The sequence below is a fragment of the Halorubrum sp. PV6 genome (assembly GCF_003990725.2).
Classification (GTDB): domain Archaea; phylum Halobacteriota; class Halobacteria; order Halobacteriales; family Haloferacaceae; genus Halorubrum.
Genome location: NZ_CP030064.1, coordinates 960,834 through 975,914 on the forward strand (window position 1 = coordinate 960,834; position 15,081 = coordinate 975,914).

Consider the following 15,081-nt stretch of genomic DNA (forward strand, 5'->3'; position numbering starts at 1 on the left):
TCTCCGGGTATGACGGAGACGGAGATCCCGGAGGATCACCCGCGCTACGCGTCGCTCGTGACGCGCCACCGGATCGAGGCGGGCGTCGAGAACGGGATCACCTCGAAACAGGGCCTCATCGCGCAGGGGCGCGGCGAGTCCTTCGATTACCTCCTCGGCGAGCGAACGCTCCCGAGCGCGGACGCCGCCGCGCGGGCGGCCGCCGCCACCCTGCTTCTCGCCGACCACCCGGTCGTCTCGGTGAACGGGAACGTGGCGGCGTTGGCGCCGGAAGAGACGGTCGAACTCGCCGAGGCCGTCGACGCCGACATCGAGGTGAACCTGTTCAACCACACCGACGAGCGGGTCCGGCGGATCGCCGACCACCTCCGCGACCACGGCGCCGAGGAGGTCAAGGGACTCGCCGCCGACGGCGAGATCCCCGGTCTCGACCACGCTCGCGGGACCGTCGACGCCGACGGCATCGAGGCGGCGGACGTGGTCGTCGTCCCGCTCGAAGACGGCGACCGCGCGGAGGCGTTAGACGCGATGGGAAAGACGGAGATCGTCATCGACGTAAACCCCGGTAGCCGGTCGCCGCGGACCGCCGACATCCCGATCGTCGACAACCTGATCCGCGCGGTCCCGAACGTCACGGCGCACGCGCGGGCGCTGGCCGAGGCCGGGTCCGGAGCGCAGCGCGACGCGATCGACGCGTTCGACGCCGACGACGCGCTCGCGAAGGCGGAGGCGGCGATCCGCGAGGGGTCGTTCGGCGCCGAGACGGAACCCGCCGGCGGAGGCGTCTCGGACGGAGCCGCCCAAAACGGCGAGAACCCGGTCGACGAGTCTGCTCGTTGACGATTTGGGGTGTGAGCGCCGGAAGTGAAAAGAGCGCTGCCGCCGTGAATGCGACATGGAACTCGATGAAACGGACCGCGAAATCCTCCGCATCCTCCAGGAGGACGCCCGGACGCCGTTTTCGGAGGTCGCCCGGCGCATCGACATGTCCAGCGCGACCGTCCACGATCGGGTGAGTCGCATGGAAGAGGCGGGAGTGATCGATGGATACCACGCGTCGATCGACCCCCGATCGGTCGGGTACGGCGTCAGCGCGTTCGTGGGGCTCCGCGTCGAGCAGGGCCGCGAGGAAGACGCCTTGAAGCGGCTCCGCGAGATCAGCGGCGTCCGCGAGATCCACCTCACCACCGGCGAGTGGGACGTGTTGCTCAAGGTCGTCGCCAGCGACACCGACAGCCTCCGCGACCTCATGTTCGAGCGCATCGCGGAGATGGACGGCTTCTCGCGGTCACAGACGATGATCATCCTCGGCACCGACTACGAGGCCCACGGGCCGGCCGTCTGAACGCCCGCGTCGGGCGCGGGGTGACGCGGGACCGGAACCCTCAATTTGGGGACTCCCTCATCGGAGAGCATGAGCACACCGGTCGAAGAGCGGTTCGGGCTGTCGCCGGAGCGCGCGTGGGCCGCGGTCGTCGGCGCGGTCACCGCCCTCCTCGCGGTCGGATCGGCCGTCTTCCCGCGGATCGTGTACGACCGCTTCCTCTGGCAGTACTTCTGGGGGCCGGTCGCGGCCGACGGGCAGGGCGGACAGTGCGCCGTTCGCGACGCGGGCGGCACCGAACTGCTCGGGAGCTCCGCGGCCTGCACCACGGCGGTCGAGGCGGGCAGTGTCGTCGCGTTCCCCGGATACACGACGGTGTCGACCGTCAGCTACGTCGTCATCCTGCTGGCGATGCTTATCGGCGTGGTCTTCCTCCTGCGCCGGCTGGACATCGGCCGAGAGATGCGCTTTTTCTACGCGCTGTTCCCCTTCATGCTGCTCGGCGGCGCCCTCCGCACTGTCGAGGACTCGGGCATCGCCGCGATGCGGGCCGGTGTGGAGCCGCTCATCCCGTTCCCGGCAAGCGCGCTCCTTATCAGCCCGTTCATCTACTTCACCGTCTTCGGGATCACGCTCGCGTGCGTGCTCACGGCGTACTCGCTGGCCGACCGGGGCGTGGTCGACGACTACGCGCGCCCGCTGTTCGCGATGGGCGCCGTCGCGCTCGCGGCGTCGTTCGGCTACCTCTCGTACCTCTCGGCCGCGACCGACTACGTCGACTTCTACCCGATCATCCTCGCGCTGACGCTCGGCATCTCGACCGTGGCGACGGCGGTCACGTGGGCGCTGGCGACCAGGTACGTGCCCGACATCCGCAAGGGGACCGGGGTCGCCGGCATCGTCATCATCTGGGGGCACGCCATCGACGGCGTCGCCAACGTGATCGGGCTCAACTGGATGCCGGCGCTGACGGGCACGGCGAACCTCGTCCCGAAACACGTGGTCAACGCGCTGATCGTCGACTGGACCGGCCGGCTGCTCCCGCAGTCCATCGTCTCCGTGACCGGGGACGCGTGGCCGTTCCTGCTGGTGAAACTCGTGGCGGCGACGTTCGTCGTCTGGGTGTTCAACGGCGAGCTCTACGAGGAGTCGCCGCGGTACACGCTGTTGCTCCTCATCACGGTCCTCGCGGTCGGGCTCGGCCCCGGCAGCCGCGACATGCTGCGCGCGACGTTCGGGATCTGAACTGTCACATCCCCATGTCGGCGGCCGGCTCCGGAACCGGCAGGTCGGCGACGGCGACGCCCAACAGTTCGGCGGCGTGGTCGAGCGCCATGTCGAACCCGTAGTACCGCTCTAACTCGTCGCCGGTCGGCCCCGGCCTGACCTTCAACATCGCGTAGCCGTCGACGTTCTGTGCGACGGTCGCCTCCCGGCCGCCGGCCGCGAAGGTGAGTCGGCGCTCGCCGTCGGTCTCCTCGTAGCGCGCTTCGACGCCGTTCCGCTCGGACCCCGTCTCGTCCATACGAACGGTACGGGCCGATCCCTGTCGTATCTGTCGGTCAGCCGCCCGACGGATGGCAAGGTTAAGGGACGACACCGCCCTATTGAAGCCAATGAGTACCGAAGTGTCGCGACGCCGGGCGTGGGTGATCGCCGCGCGCCCCCAGACGCTCCCCGCGGCGGCCGCGCCGGTGATCGTCGGCGTCGGCCTCGCGGTCCGAGACGGGGTGTTCACACCGCTGCCCGCGCTCGCGGCGTTCGTCGGCGCGGCGTTGATACAGATCGGTACCAACTTCGCGAACGACTACTACGACGCGATCCAGGGCGCCGACACCGACGACCGCGAGGGGTTCACCCGCGTCGTCGCCAGCGGCCTCATCGAGCCCGCCGAGGTCAAACGCGCGATGTGGCTGACCTTCGCGGCCGCGATACTCGTCGGGACCTTCCTCGTGTACGTGGGCGGCGTCCCCATTCTCGTCATCGGGCTCGCGTCCGTCGCGGCCGGCATCGCGTACACGGGCGGCCCCTACCCCCTGGGATACCACGGACTCGGCGACCTGTTCGTCTTCGTCTTCTTCGGCGTGATCGCCGTCACGGGGACCTACTACGTGCAGGCCGCCGCGCTCGTCGGCGGGGGGTTCCCCCTGTGGGTCCCGGACGGGACGGTGACGCTCGCGGCCGTGATCGCGAGCCTGCCGGTCGCCGCCATCTCGACGAACATCCTCGTCGTCAACAACGTCCGCGACGTGGCCGAGGACGCCGAGACGGGGAAACGCACCCTCGCGGTCCGGTTCGGCTACCGGTTCTCCCGAGCCCAGTTCCTCGCGCTGCTCGCGCTCGCGTACCTCACCCCGCTGTGGTTCTTCGCCACCGGCGACGGCCTCGCCCCGCTCCTCCCGCTGGTGACGCTCCCGCTCGCGGTCGGTATCGCGCGCACCGTGGTGACCGAGACGGGCGGCGAGGCGCTCAACCCCGCGCTCGAATCGACCGGCAAACTGCTCGGGGCGTACGCGGTGGCGTTCGCCGTCGGCCTCGCGGTCTGACCGATGCGCGTTCAACCATTTTCGCTCGACCTGTCGAGCCCCCTCGAAACCGCCCGCGGCGCGATCGACCGACGCGAAGGGTTTCTCGTCGGCGTGAGCCCCGACGCCGACGGTCAGTCCGCCCCCGCGCCCGGTCTCGGCGAGGCGACGCCGCTCCCCGGTTGGACCGAGTCCCGCTCGGCCTGCCGGGACGCGCTCCGGGAGGCGACGGGCGGAGCCGACGGAGGCGCCCTCCTGCCGGACGCGCGCTCGCGGCTCGACCCCGCCGAGACGCCCGCGGCGCGTCACGGCCTCTCGCTCGCGCTCGCCGACGCCGAGGCGCGCGCCGGCGGCCGCTCCCTCGCCGAGCAGCTCGCCCGAGAGGCGTCCCTCCCGACGCCCGCGGCGACGGTCCCGGTCAACGCCACGATCGGCGACGGCGACCCCGAGGCGACCGTCGACGCGGCGGAGCGCGCGGTCGCCCGCGGCTTCGACTGCTTAAAAGTGAAAGTCGGTGCGCGCGGGCTCGACGCCGACGTCGAGCGGCTCGGCGCCGTTCGGCGCGCCGTCGGCGACGCCGTCGCCCTGCGAGCCGACGCGAACGGGGCGTGGGACCGACCGACCGCCAGGGAGGCCGTCGCCCGCCTCGCGCCGCTCGACCTGGCGTACCTCGAACAGCCCCTGCCGGCCGACGACCTGGACGGGGCGGCGGCGCTCCGGTCGCTCCGGCGAGCGGGCGGGCAGACCGCAGACGGCGACCCGCCGGTTCCGATCGCGCTCGACGAGTCGCTTTCGACCCACGGGATCGGCGCCGTTCTCGACGCGGCGGCGGCCGACGCCGTCGTCCTCAAGCCGATGGCGCTCGGCGGGCCGGACCGAGCGGTGGCGGCGGCGATCCGCGCCCGACGCGCCGGCGTCGAGCCGGTCGTCACCACCACCGTCGACGCCGTCGTCGCGCGCACGGCGGCGGTCCACGTCGCCGCCGCGGTCCCCGACGTCGCCGCCTGCGGGCTCGCCACCGGGTCGCTGCTCGATACGGACCTCGCGGCCGACCCCTGCCGGATCGGCGAGGGCGAAGCGTCGGTGCCGAGCGGTCCCGGTCTCGCCGGCGACGCCTTCGCCGACCTCCCGTAGCGGGGCCGCCGGCCGCCATCACTTAAAAAGGAAGCCGGCCCGCCGGCGACCGCTCACTCGACGACGTCGACCGTGCCGACCATGCCGCGTGTCTGGTGCGGGGTACAGACGTACTCGAAGCGTCCCGGCTCGTCGAACGTGTGCGCGAAGACGTGGCCCGCCTCGGCCGTGAGCCCGGACTCGAACGCGCCGCCCCTGTCGATCACGTTGTGGACGCCGCCGGCGCCCGTCCACTCCCAGCGGACCTCCGTTCCGATGTCGACCACGACGGTCGCGGGCGCGAACGCGAACCCGCTGCCCGCGCCGACGGCGACCGTCACCCGCTCCTCGCCCGTCCGGTCTACCGGCTCCGAACTCCCCTCCTCGCCGCCGCCCGGCACGAGGGCGTCGACACAGCCCGCGAGCCCGGTCACGGCGAACGCCCCCGTCGCCGCGAGCGCCTCGCGGCGCGAATGGTCGGTCATACCGGATCGAGGCGACGGACGGTATAAATCCCCTCGCGAACCGCCGCGGCCGACCGCCGGCGACGCGGCGGCTACCGACCCCACGGCCCGAGGGAAGACGCTTTTACCGCCACCGCCGAACGTGTGCGTATGAGCGAGTGGACAGACGCCATCGTCGGCGACCGCATGACCGTCGACAACCAGTTCAACGACCGCGTGTCGGCCTCGCAGTTCTCCAGCCAGGAGTGGGGGCTGATCATGACGGCGACGGAGTTCGAGATCGAAAACCCCGACGACCCCGACGAGGCGCGGATCGTCGCGGACACCTCCAGTTTGCCGGCGATCATGCCGGAACTGGAGAACGTCCGGTCGCAGATGGCGGCGATGGGCGGGGCGCCGGGCGGCGGCGCGGGCGGCGGGGGCGGGTCCGGCGGCGGGCTCGTCGACTCGATCAAAGGCGCGCTCGGCCTCGGTGGCGGCGGGAACGACGGCCCCTCCGACGAGGAGCTCGAAGCGGCCGAGCGACTCGTCCAGGAGTACGCCGACGAGCTACAGGCGCAGCTCGAATCGGTCGGCAAGTGGGAGCAGGTCAGAGTCGCGTATCAGGAGTAACGGCGTCCGCGGCGACCGGGTCACTCGGAACGGGGCGGTCGTTGTTCCTGTGCGTCGTCGTCTTCGGCGAGCGACTCCTCGGCCAAGCGCTCGATGTCGGCCTCCGTGTCGACATCTTCGGGGAGGAGGATTCGGCCGTTGAAGTGGACGATGGAGTCGCCTTCTTCGAGTATGTCAAAAATTTCTGAGGTTTCGATCGTCGGACCGTCGGTCGCTCCCGTGCCGACTAACTCGGTCAGCGACTGGTACTCGTCCAACAGGCTCTGGTGTTCCATCCCAACCAGCGGCGAGTCCAACGGAATCGACGTGTATTCGACATAGTGAGTCGTCGGTGATTCCGAGCGTACCAGGTGTACACGCATTCCCACGGAAGTCTGCGAGGTGATTCCGCTGCCCGGATCGCCGACGATCCGCGTTTGAGTCGCGGAGTCGACTCCAGAGAGGCTGATGCTCGCTCCGACCGGAAGTCCAATGGCTAACAGGCCACTCAGCGATCTGAACGACTCCGGCGTGAGTGCGTGTTCGGTGAACACTGCCGACTGCCCGCCAGCCTCGATAATCGAACCCCCGACCGACGGGTCAATGATTCCCTCGACGAAGACGAGCGCCGGCGCGTCGTCGAGTTTGTCGATCGAGACGGTCCCTGTTGCGGTGACGACACCGTCCGCTCCTTCGGTCGGTAGCGCGCAGTACAGGATGTCCACGTCGGGGTCGGCGAATAGCCTCGCTACCGTGTCACCATCCGGGTTCTCGATCACTTCCCAGGAACCGACCCCGCCCGGCACTTCCGGCTCGGAGAGCGCTTGACGCAGTTCGGTCGCGCGCGCTTCCGACGCGGCCAACGCGACGAGTCGGAGCTTTCCGCGTGCCGTGTTTATTCTCGTGAGTTGGTTCTCGTACACGTCTGTCGTCAGTACCGCTGTGCCCGCCGGAACGGGGGTCTCGTCTGGTGACGGCACGTCGTTCGATACAGTCTCGTCGTCTCGCCAGTGTGCCCACGGAGACGTCGCAAGCGCGATGGGTGCGTCTACCGCTGGGTCGTCTGTTCCCCGGACCCTGACGGGTGCGAGTGCGTTGGCAAAGTACGGGAGCAGCTCCGCGGCCTCGGGGACCGGGCGTACCACCGCCTCGGTCGACCACGCCGGCGTGTACGGCGCGACGGTCTCGGGTGTCACTTCGAGATACTCCATCAACCGTTCGCTCATCGAACTGTCGGCCAGATTTGGTGGGTAAAATGGGAGTTCCGAGCCCACCTGTTCGTACTCGTAGCGGTCGGACTTGAAGTACCCCTCCGTCCGCGCGAGCGTGTCGAGGAAGAACCACGTCCGGAGCAACTCCTCGGCGCGCTCCTCCAGCGCGACGCCGTCGGTCGGAAGCGGTTCAACGAACCCGTTTTCGAACCGTATCGCCGGCTCGTCTCCCACGACCATCCTCGCACCGAGGTAGAACGACAGCGTCGAGAGGCGGTACACGTCGGCGTACGTCGGTCTCACGACCACCTCGACCCCGGTCTCAGGTGCGACGAGCGGGCTGGGGATGTCGAGTTCCTCGCCGATTCGAATCCGCGGCGGATGCCCGCGGAGCGTCGGCCACGACCGCTCCGGGGTGAACTCCTTGATCGAGGAGCCGAGCACCGACACCGCCTCGGCGATGGCGGCCGGATCCTCGGAGACGGTGATCGTCGCCTCGGGGCTGGTATGCAGCGAGCGCGCGCCGATAGTGACGGTCGTCGGGCGTTCGAATGTCAGGGAAATCGTCTCCGAATCGCCCAGCCCCGTTGCGGAGAACCCCGTATGAGCGACCCGCAGAAACACCTTCATCACGCCGCTGAGGTCGAGGAAGTAGGTCCCGCGATTGAACTCCGTCGACTCGTAGAGCCACTGGATAAGGTTCCCGTCAGCGTCGCGGACTGCGGCGTCTGAACAGGACGGTATCGCGACCGATTCGACCTCGAAACTCACGGCGTGATCGATGGGGACGAGAAATAGGTCGCCCAACGCGGGTTCCAACGCCGGTTCCCGGTCGAGTTCGAGCAGGAACTCCTCGCCCTCCAGCGCGTCGCGTATCCGGAGGGTCTCCCCGTCGGTTTCGAACCCGATCCGTCCGTCTACCCCATCATCAGTCACGTGTTATGATATTTTACCAATAAGTATGAGTGTGTCGGATTTTCTCTAAGGTAGGAGATACGGGACGTTTCGAAGGGGATCCGCCGTCGGAGTGCCATAGCGTGACAGTACAATTATCATCCCTCGACCGTGACACACGGGTATGGAATCGCGGGTCGCGACCGCCCTCGGTGCGGCGTTTCCGAACCGGTCCGTCAGCGATACGTTCGGCGTCGGCCCATCGTGGAACGGCGCCAACGAGACGGTCGGCGTCGCCTTCGCGGACGGGACTCGGGCGTTCTGTAAGGTCGCCGCCGGCGGCGACGGGAGCCGGGTCGCCCGCGAACTGGCCGTCCTCCGGTACCTCGACGCGGAGCGGTCGGTCTCGGGGCCGGCGGTGTTGGCGGCCGACCCGGACGCGGCGGTCCCCTACCTCGTCACCGCGCCCGCGCCGGGCGAGGAACTGTTCGACCTGTGGGAGACGACGGGACCGACCGGCCGAGAGGCGCTCCTCCGGCGCGTCGGCGCGACCCTCGCGACGCTCCACGCGGTCCCGTTCGAAGATCACGGCGAGATCGTCGGCGAGGGACCCGGTCAGACGGCCCCCAACACCAGTGCGGTCGAACCGCAACGTGGCCTCCCGTGCGACCCGGCGCCGTGGCCGGACGTGCTCCGGTCGACCGTCGAGCGCACTCGCGAGATCGGCACCTCCGAGCGGCTGGCGCACCACTACGACGCCGTCCTCGACTGCGTGGAAGCGAACCGCGACCGGCTCGAAGCGGCGCCCGCCGCCCTGCTCCACGGCGACGTGGCGAAGCCGAACCTCTTCGTGTGCGACCGCGAGCCCTCGGAGCGAGCGGGCGCCTCGGGCCGGGCCGGCCCCGACGGGATCGTGCCGATCGACTGGGAGCTCGCCCACGTCGGCGACCCCGTGCGCGACCTCGTCCGAGCGGAAGACCAGCTTCTCAACGGGTTCGACACCCGCGGCCCGGCGCGATACGCCGCCGCTCTTTATAAGGGGTACCGCGACCGCGCCGGCGGACTCCCGCCGGGCTTCGCCGAGCGCCGCCCCGTGTACGAGGTGGTCCGGATGCTCGGTCGGTCGGGGTTTATCGACCAGTGGAGGACGCACCTCGACGAGCCGCTGGAATCGCTCGTCGACCGTGCGGACGCGGAGCTCCGGTCGCGGCTGGACGCGGTGTAATCGCCCGCGTCACCACGCTTATGCCGGCCGAGCCGGAGAGATCCGTCAGTGACTCGCGTCTCGCTGCCGCGGCTCCCGCTCGTCGACGGGTCCCTCTCGATCGGTTCGTTCACCGATCCGGTCCTCGTCGACCCCACTCGCCCGCTGTTGGCGGCGGTCGTCGACGCGTACCGAGACGCCGCACCGACCGCGGTCGACCCCTCCCTCGACGCGCTGCGCGACGCCGCCGGTGCGGACGGCGACCCGCTCTCGCCGGGGGCGACGCACCCGACGCTCCCGACGCTGACCGTCGTGGCGGCCGACGCCGTCGTCGACGCGCTGGTCGGGCGCTACCACCCGGCGAGTCGGCTCGCGGCGCTCGTTGAAGCGGGAACGCTGGAGCTACGCTCGCTCGACGCGGCGCAGCCGAACCCCGTTCTCGCGGGCGAGTCGGACGGCTGCGTCCTCGTCGCCGGGGGCGAAGACGGGAACGAAGCGAGCGACGCCGCCGGACCGTGGTGTCGCGTCGGCGCCGACGCGACGCTCCGCGAGCGCTACGACGCGCTCGTCTCGGAGAGCGAGCCCGTCCGCCTGCGGACCCCGAGTCGGCACGCGCTCTACGGTGCGCTCGCCGGGCGATGCGGGAGCGCGGTCGCCGACGAGGCGATTCGGCTGCTCGACGCCGGGGACGACGCCGAGCCGTTCGACCGCGGCGCGGCTCGCCGTCGGGTGTACGCCGCCGGCGCGCGCGAGGGCGCGTTCGACCGCGACCTCCGACGGGCCTGTGAGGACGCCGGGCTCGGCAGCGCGGCGACGTTCACTCGGATAAAACGCGCCCTGCTCGACGCCGGGGTCGTCGCGACCGAGTCGGTGACACAGCCGGTCGGTCGCCCTCGGCACCGACTCGTCGCTCGCGGCGCGCTGGCCGACGCGACGGCGGCGGCGGAAGCGGTCGATGCGCTCGAATCGATTTAAAAACGCAAAACAGCGCGACGCGGCGTCGCTCAGTCTTCCTTGGTCTTGATGTCCGCGGAGAGCCCCTGGGCCATCTCGATGTCCTTGGAGTTGTTGAGGGTCCACGCGGTGCGGTCGGTGACCGCTTCGATGGCCTCCCGCGCCGAGGGGAAGCCGTTACCGGACTTCTTGACGCCGCCGAAGGGCAGCTGAACCTCGGCGCCGATACAGGGGAGGTTCCCGTACGCGAGTCCGAGGTCGGCGTGGTCGCGGTAGTAGTTGATCTGCCGGTAGTCCTCGGAGATGATGGCGCCGGCGAGCCCGTAGTCGGTGTCGTTTTGGATCTCGACCGCGCGCTCGATGTCGCCGTCGTACTCCAAGAGCGCGACGTGGGGGCCGAACACTTCCTCGTGGGTACACCGAAGGTCCTCGGTGGGGTCGGCCTCGTAGACGAACGGCCCGATCCAGTGGCCCTCCTCGTGGCCGTCGGGAATCTCGTCGTCGTCGAGGTTCGTTCGGTCGACGAGGACGTTCACGTCCTCCTTGCGGGCGAGTTCGTTGTACTCCGAGATCTTCTCGAAGTGTTCGCCCTCGATGACCGGCCCCATGAACGTCTCCTCATTGAGCGGGTCGCCGACGGAGACGTCCGCGGCGACCTCGACGAAGCGCTCCTTGAACTCGTCGTACACGTCGGTGTGGACGATGAGTCGCTCGGAGGAGACGCAGCGCTGGCCCGTCGTCTTGAACGAGGACATCACGGCGGAGTGGACCGCGACGTCGAGGTCCGCCTCCTCGGTGACGACGATGGCGTTCTTCCCGCCCATCTCGCAGGCCGCGCGCTTGCCGGGGACGCCGCCGAGTTTGTCCTGGATGTGGTGGCCGACTTCGGCGGACCCGGTGAAGAGGACCGTCTCGACGTCGTCGTGTTCGACGATCGCGTTCCCGGCGTCGCCGAACCCTTGGACCATGTTGAACACGCCGTCGGGGATGCCGGCGTCGTCGAACATCTCCGCGATGATCTGGGCGCACCACGGCGTCTGCTCGGCCGGCTTGAAGACGACGGTGTTGCCCTCGACCAGCGCGATGGCCATGTGCCAGTACGGAATCGCGACCGGGAAGTTCCACGGGGTGATACAGCCGGTGACGCCGCGGGGGGCCCGGCGCATGTAGGCGTCCTTCGACGGGATTTCGGAGGGGATGATGTCGCCCGACGGGTGGCGGGCGTCGCCGGCGGCCCACTCGACCATGTGTGCGGCCTCGACCACGTCGGCTTTGCCCTCGGAGATCTCCTTGCCGCACTCCTTCGTGACGACCTCGCCGAGCTCGTCGGTTCGCTCGCGAAGCTCGTGGTATACGTCCCAGAGGTACTCGGCGCGCTGGATGCGGGAGAGTTCGCGCCACTCGTCGAACGCCTCGTCGGCGGCGTCGACGGCCGACTCGACGTCTTCGGGCGTTCCGCGCTCGAACGTGCCCAGCGTCTTGCCGGTCGCCGGGTTCTCGCTCTCGAAGGTCTCCGAGCCAGTGCCCGAGACCCACTCACCGTCGATGTAGTGTTGGTACGTGTCCGACATGGATCAGCACAGTCGCCGATGTGTCCAAATATCCCTCCCGACCATGGTCGGCAGACTCTTTGCGATGCAATGCCACGGGACAGCCAACAATGGCTTCAACTGACGCGGGCGGCGTCGACGGCTGGTCGGGGACGCGGCTCACGCTCGATCTGTGGCACCCGAACTGCTGGGCGATCGAGGCGACCGACCGGACCAACGGCGGCGTCCTCGCCCACGCCATTTATAACACTCCGAAGGCGGACAGCGACGCGCCGAACTCGGTGAACGGGCTGTTCACCGCCTTCGGAGACACGAACGAGGAGGTCGAGGAGCTGCTCGACGCCATCCGCGCGTCGAACCGCGCGGGCAACCTCCTCGAACTGCAGGAGCGGTTCGGCCGCGCTCGGGACGCGCCGGGCAACGTCGTGCGCGAGTTCTTCTTGGAGTACGACCCGGCGGACATGGTGTGTCCGACGCTCTTAGAACACGGGTTCGTCCACAGCGCCCCGGTGCGGATCGAAGACGGCCGCGAGGAGTGGCAGGTGTGTTTCGTCGGCGAGCGGACGGAGATACGCGACTCGCTCGACGCGGTCCAGGATCGGTCCGGCGCCGAAGTGAGCGTCCAGTCGATGTCGTCGTCGGGCGATCCGACGCGGTCGCCTCGCGAGCAGCGCCTCGACACGCTCACCACGACACAGCGCGAGGTGTACGAGCACGCCCGCGAGGCCGGCTACTACGAGTGGCCGCGGGAGGCGTCGACCCGCGAGCTCGCGGAGGGCCTCGACGTCTCGAAGACGACGCTGCTCGAACACCTCCGGAAGGCGGAGTCGAAACTCCTCGACCCGTAAAATAACGGCAACCCGGTCGAGAGGCCGCTCAGTTCCCGACGATCGCTCGCAGCGCGAACAGCGCGTTCGACTTGCGCTCTCTGATCCGCCGGTAGAAGTAGGAGAACCACTTGGAGCCGTACGGGATGTACTGATACACTTCGGCGTCGACGTCGGGGTCGGCGGCGAGGTCGAACTGCGCCGACTCCCGCACGCCGGTGAGCATCTGGACCTCGTAGGGCGTGCCGTACTCGTCGTACAGGTCGGCCGCGTACTCGATCATCGCGGGGTCGTGGCTGCCGACCGCGATGCCGTCGTCGAACGCCTCGAACATGTACGCGAGACAGTCCCGGTACGACTCGTCGACCCGAGCCTTCTTTTTATACGATAGCTCCGCGGGCTCGTCGTACGCGCCCTTGACGAGTCGGACCTTCCCCGGCAGGTCGGCGAGTCGTTCGAGGTCCTCGCGCGTGCGCTTGAGGTTGGCCTGAACGCAGACGCCGACGTTGCCGTCGGTCTCGACCGCGTGTCGCTCGAACGCGTCGAGGGTCACGTCGGTCGTCTCGTGGTCCTCCATGTCGATCCAGACGAAGGTCCCGTCTCCGTCCCCGTCGTTGGCCGCCTCGACGATGCGAGCGAGGTTCTCCTCGAACACGTGGTCGCCGATGTCGAGGCCGATCTGACTCGATTTCACCGAGACGCAGCTGTCAACGTCGCGCTCGGCGATCATCTCGACGAGGTCGACGTACGCGTCGGCGTCGGCGTCGGCGGGCGGGCGCTCCTCGTAGTGCTCGCCGAGGAGGTTCAAGATGCCGGCCACGCCCCGGTCGTTCAGCCGTTCGACGTGTTCGAGCGCCGCCTCTGGTGTCTCTCCAGCGACGAAGTTGCTCGCGATAGGCGGAATCATAGCACACGTTCAACACCCGTCCCGTATATAAGGGCACCCGACCAATTATTTCACTGAATTTGGTTGAATTTTATTTCACACGGCTCCAACGTGTCACACGGGCGGCGTGAATTTGCCCTTAGCCGACCATGGACGGGTCGGGTTTCAGTTACCCTTACGTCCACAAAATCTACTAGGCTATATATGTCACGAGATAGCACGGACTTGGCCAATCGGAGAACGTTGCTGAAACTGACCGGCGGCGCGGGCGTCGCCGCGCTTTCCGGCTGCCTGAGCACCACCGACGACGGTGGCGACGGATCTGACGGCAGCGACGGGTCGGATGGATCGGACGGCTCGGACGGCTCGGACGGCTCCGACAGCAGCGACGGGTCCGACGGGTCCGACGGCGGCGACTCCGGCCCGTACGAGATCGGGATGGTCAACTCCCTCACCGGCTCGCTGTCGGCGTTCGGGCAGCGGAACAAACGCGGCGTCGACCTCGCCTTACAGCAGGTCAACGAGGTCGGCATCGGCGGACGCGAGCTCAACATCGCCGTCGAGGACTCCGAGAGCGAAAACCAGGGCGGGATCGCTGCCGCCCAGAAGCTCGTCAATCAGGACGGCGTCCCGTTCCTCATCGGCGCGGTCGGCTCCGGCGTCTCGCTCGCGATCTACGAGAGCGTCGTGCAGGACACCGACGTGGTCCAGCTGAGCCAGAACTCGACGGGGCTCAACCTCACAAACTTCCCCGGACTGCTCCGGATGTCACCGTCCGGCCGCAGCCAGTCGCTCGCGCTCTCGAACATCATCGCGGAGGACGGCTACGACTCGGTCGCCATCACGTACGTCAACAACGACTACGGACAGAGCCTCACCGACGCGTTCGTCAACGCGTGGGACGGCGACATCGCGTACAACAACCCGCACGACCAGGACCAGGCGTCCTACTCGGGCGTCATCTCCGAGATGAACAGCTCGGACGCGGACGCGTGGCTGTTCATCACCTACCAGGCGGAGTTCTCGACGATGGTCAACGAGGTCTTCTCCTCGGGGTACGAGGCCCAGTTCTACGGCGCCGACTCCGTGCAGGGAGCGAACGTCATCGAGAACACGCCGGAGGGCAGCATGGACGGGATGAAGATCGTTGTCCCCTCCGCGCCGGTCGAAGAGGAGAACTACCAGTCGTTCAGAGACACGTTCGAGTCCGAGTACGGCCAAGAGCCGACCTCGTGGGCCGCGTACGCCTACGACTGCGTGATCAACGCCGCGCTCGCGATTCAGGCGGCAGACGAGTTCACCGGGGCGGCGCTTCAGGACACCGTCCGGCGCGTCTCCGGTCCCGAGGGCGAGACCGTGACCTCCTTCGAGGCCGCAAGCGAGATCCTCGCCGACGGCGGCGGCCCGGACGACGTCGACTACCAGGGAGTCAGCGGTCCGATCGACTTCAACGACGCCGGCGACCCGGTCGGGTTCCTGCAGGTGCTCGAGGTACAGGACCACGCATACGAAGGGATCGACTTCGTCGAAGGCTGATC

Annotated in this window: 15 protein-coding genes; 10 read left to right on the forward strand and 5 right to left on the reverse strand. The window is 68.8% G+C overall.

Translation table 11 applies throughout. The features are described 5' to 3' along the window. Positions 1–9: 9 nt before the first annotated feature. From DOS48_RS18580 to DOS48_RS18590, 3 genes are all read left to right on the forward strand, one after another. Entirely contained in the window at positions 10–840 is an 831-nt protein-coding gene (locus tag DOS48_RS18580; RefSeq protein WP_244629365.1) for a 4-phosphopantoate--beta-alanine ligase, read from the forward strand. 55 nt (positions 841–895) lie between these two features. Continuing rightward, positions 896–1,345, forward strand: coding sequence for an Lrp/AsnC family transcriptional regulator (locus tag DOS48_RS18585; RefSeq protein ID WP_127117175.1), 450 nt, complete (start codon positions 896–898; stop codon positions 1,343–1,345). A gap of 69 nt (positions 1,346–1,414) precedes the next feature. Further along, a complete protein-coding gene (locus DOS48_RS18590) occupies positions 1,415–2,569 on the forward strand; it encodes a DUF63 family protein (RefSeq protein WP_127117176.1) in 1,155 nt (384 codons plus the stop codon). 4 nt (positions 2,570–2,573) lie between these two features. On the opposite strand, the gene DOS48_RS18595 is transcribed toward DOS48_RS18590, so the two are convergent. Beyond that, the gene (locus DOS48_RS18595; RefSeq protein ID WP_127117177.1) at positions 2,574–2,849 is read right to left on the reverse strand and encodes a hypothetical protein; all 276 of its coding nucleotides are present in this window, start codon (positions 2,847–2,849) and stop codon (positions 2,574–2,576) included. A gap of 91 nt (positions 2,850–2,940) precedes the next feature. On the opposite strand from DOS48_RS18595, the gene DOS48_RS18600 reads away from it, so the two are divergent. Together DOS48_RS18600 and DOS48_RS18605 are read left to right on the forward strand one after the other, a co-directional pair. After that, the gene (locus DOS48_RS18600; protein ID WP_127117178.1) at positions 2,941–3,870 is read left to right on the forward strand and encodes a 1,4-dihydroxy-2-naphthoate polyprenyltransferase; all 930 of its coding nucleotides are present in this window, start codon (positions 2,941–2,943) and stop codon (positions 3,868–3,870) included. 3 nt (positions 3,871–3,873) lie between these two features. Next, positions 3,874–4,983 carry a mandelate racemase/muconate lactonizing enzyme family protein gene (locus tag DOS48_RS18605; protein WP_127117179.1) on the forward strand — a complete coding sequence of 370 codons (1,110 nt, stop codon included), beginning with the start codon at positions 3,874–3,876 and terminating at the stop codon, positions 4,981–4,983. Between the two features lie 53 nt (positions 4,984–5,036). Here DOS48_RS18605 and DOS48_RS18610 read toward each other — a convergent pair whose 3' ends face one another. Continuing rightward, on the reverse strand, positions 5,037–5,447 hold the full coding sequence (locus DOS48_RS18610; protein ID WP_127117180.1) for a halocyanin domain-containing protein: 411 nt from the start codon (positions 5,445–5,447) through the stop codon (positions 5,037–5,039). Positions 5,448–5,576: 129 nt separating this feature from the next. On the opposite strand from DOS48_RS18610, the gene DOS48_RS18615 reads away from it, so the two are divergent. After that, entirely contained in the window at positions 5,577–6,038 is a 462-nt protein-coding gene (locus DOS48_RS18615; protein ID WP_127117181.1) for a DUF5799 family protein, read from the forward strand. Positions 6,039–6,058: 20 nt separating this feature from the next. Here DOS48_RS18615 and DOS48_RS18620 read toward each other — a convergent pair whose 3' ends face one another. Continuing rightward, a complete protein-coding gene (locus DOS48_RS18620; RefSeq protein WP_127117182.1) occupies positions 6,059–8,164 on the reverse strand; it encodes a hypothetical protein in 2,106 nt (701 codons plus the stop codon). Positions 8,165–8,306: 142 nt separating this feature from the next. Here DOS48_RS18620 and DOS48_RS18625 point away from each other — a divergent pair, with 142 nt between their 5' ends. Both DOS48_RS18625 and DOS48_RS18630 read left to right on the forward strand, forming a co-directional pair. Then, entirely contained in the window at positions 8,307–9,347 is a 1,041-nt protein-coding gene (locus DOS48_RS18625) for a phosphotransferase family protein (protein ID WP_127117183.1), read from the forward strand. A 48-nt stretch (positions 9,348–9,395) separates the two neighbouring features. Then, positions 9,396–10,301 carry a DUF5821 family protein gene (locus tag DOS48_RS18630; RefSeq protein ID WP_127117184.1) on the forward strand — a complete coding sequence of 302 codons (906 nt, stop codon included), beginning with the start codon at positions 9,396–9,398 and terminating at the stop codon, positions 10,299–10,301. A gap of 29 nt (positions 10,302–10,330) precedes the next feature. On the opposite strand, the gene DOS48_RS18635 is transcribed toward DOS48_RS18630, so the two are convergent. Then, complete coding sequence (locus DOS48_RS18635) at positions 10,331–11,851, reverse strand: aldehyde dehydrogenase family protein (protein ID WP_127117185.1); 1,521 nt, start codon at positions 11,849–11,851, stop codon at positions 10,331–10,333. 89 nt (positions 11,852–11,940) lie between these two features. Between DOS48_RS18635 and DOS48_RS18640 the strand changes: the two genes are divergently transcribed. After that, on the forward strand, positions 11,941–12,678 hold the full coding sequence (locus DOS48_RS18640; RefSeq protein WP_127117186.1) for a helix-turn-helix domain-containing protein: 738 nt from the start codon (positions 11,941–11,943) through the stop codon (positions 12,676–12,678). 28 nt (positions 12,679–12,706) lie between these two features. Here DOS48_RS18640 and DOS48_RS18645 read toward each other — a convergent pair whose 3' ends face one another. Beyond that, positions 12,707–13,564 carry a proline dehydrogenase family protein gene (locus DOS48_RS18645; RefSeq protein ID WP_127117187.1) on the reverse strand — a complete coding sequence of 286 codons (858 nt, stop codon included), beginning with the start codon at positions 13,562–13,564 and terminating at the stop codon, positions 12,707–12,709. A gap of 183 nt (positions 13,565–13,747) precedes the next feature. Between DOS48_RS18645 and DOS48_RS18650 the strand changes: the two genes are divergently transcribed. Beyond that, positions 13,748–15,079 carry an ABC transporter substrate-binding protein gene (locus DOS48_RS18650; RefSeq protein WP_127117188.1) on the forward strand — a complete coding sequence of 444 codons (1,332 nt, stop codon included), beginning with the start codon at positions 13,748–13,750 and terminating at the stop codon, positions 15,077–15,079. Positions 15,080–15,081 lie beyond the last annotated feature (2 nt).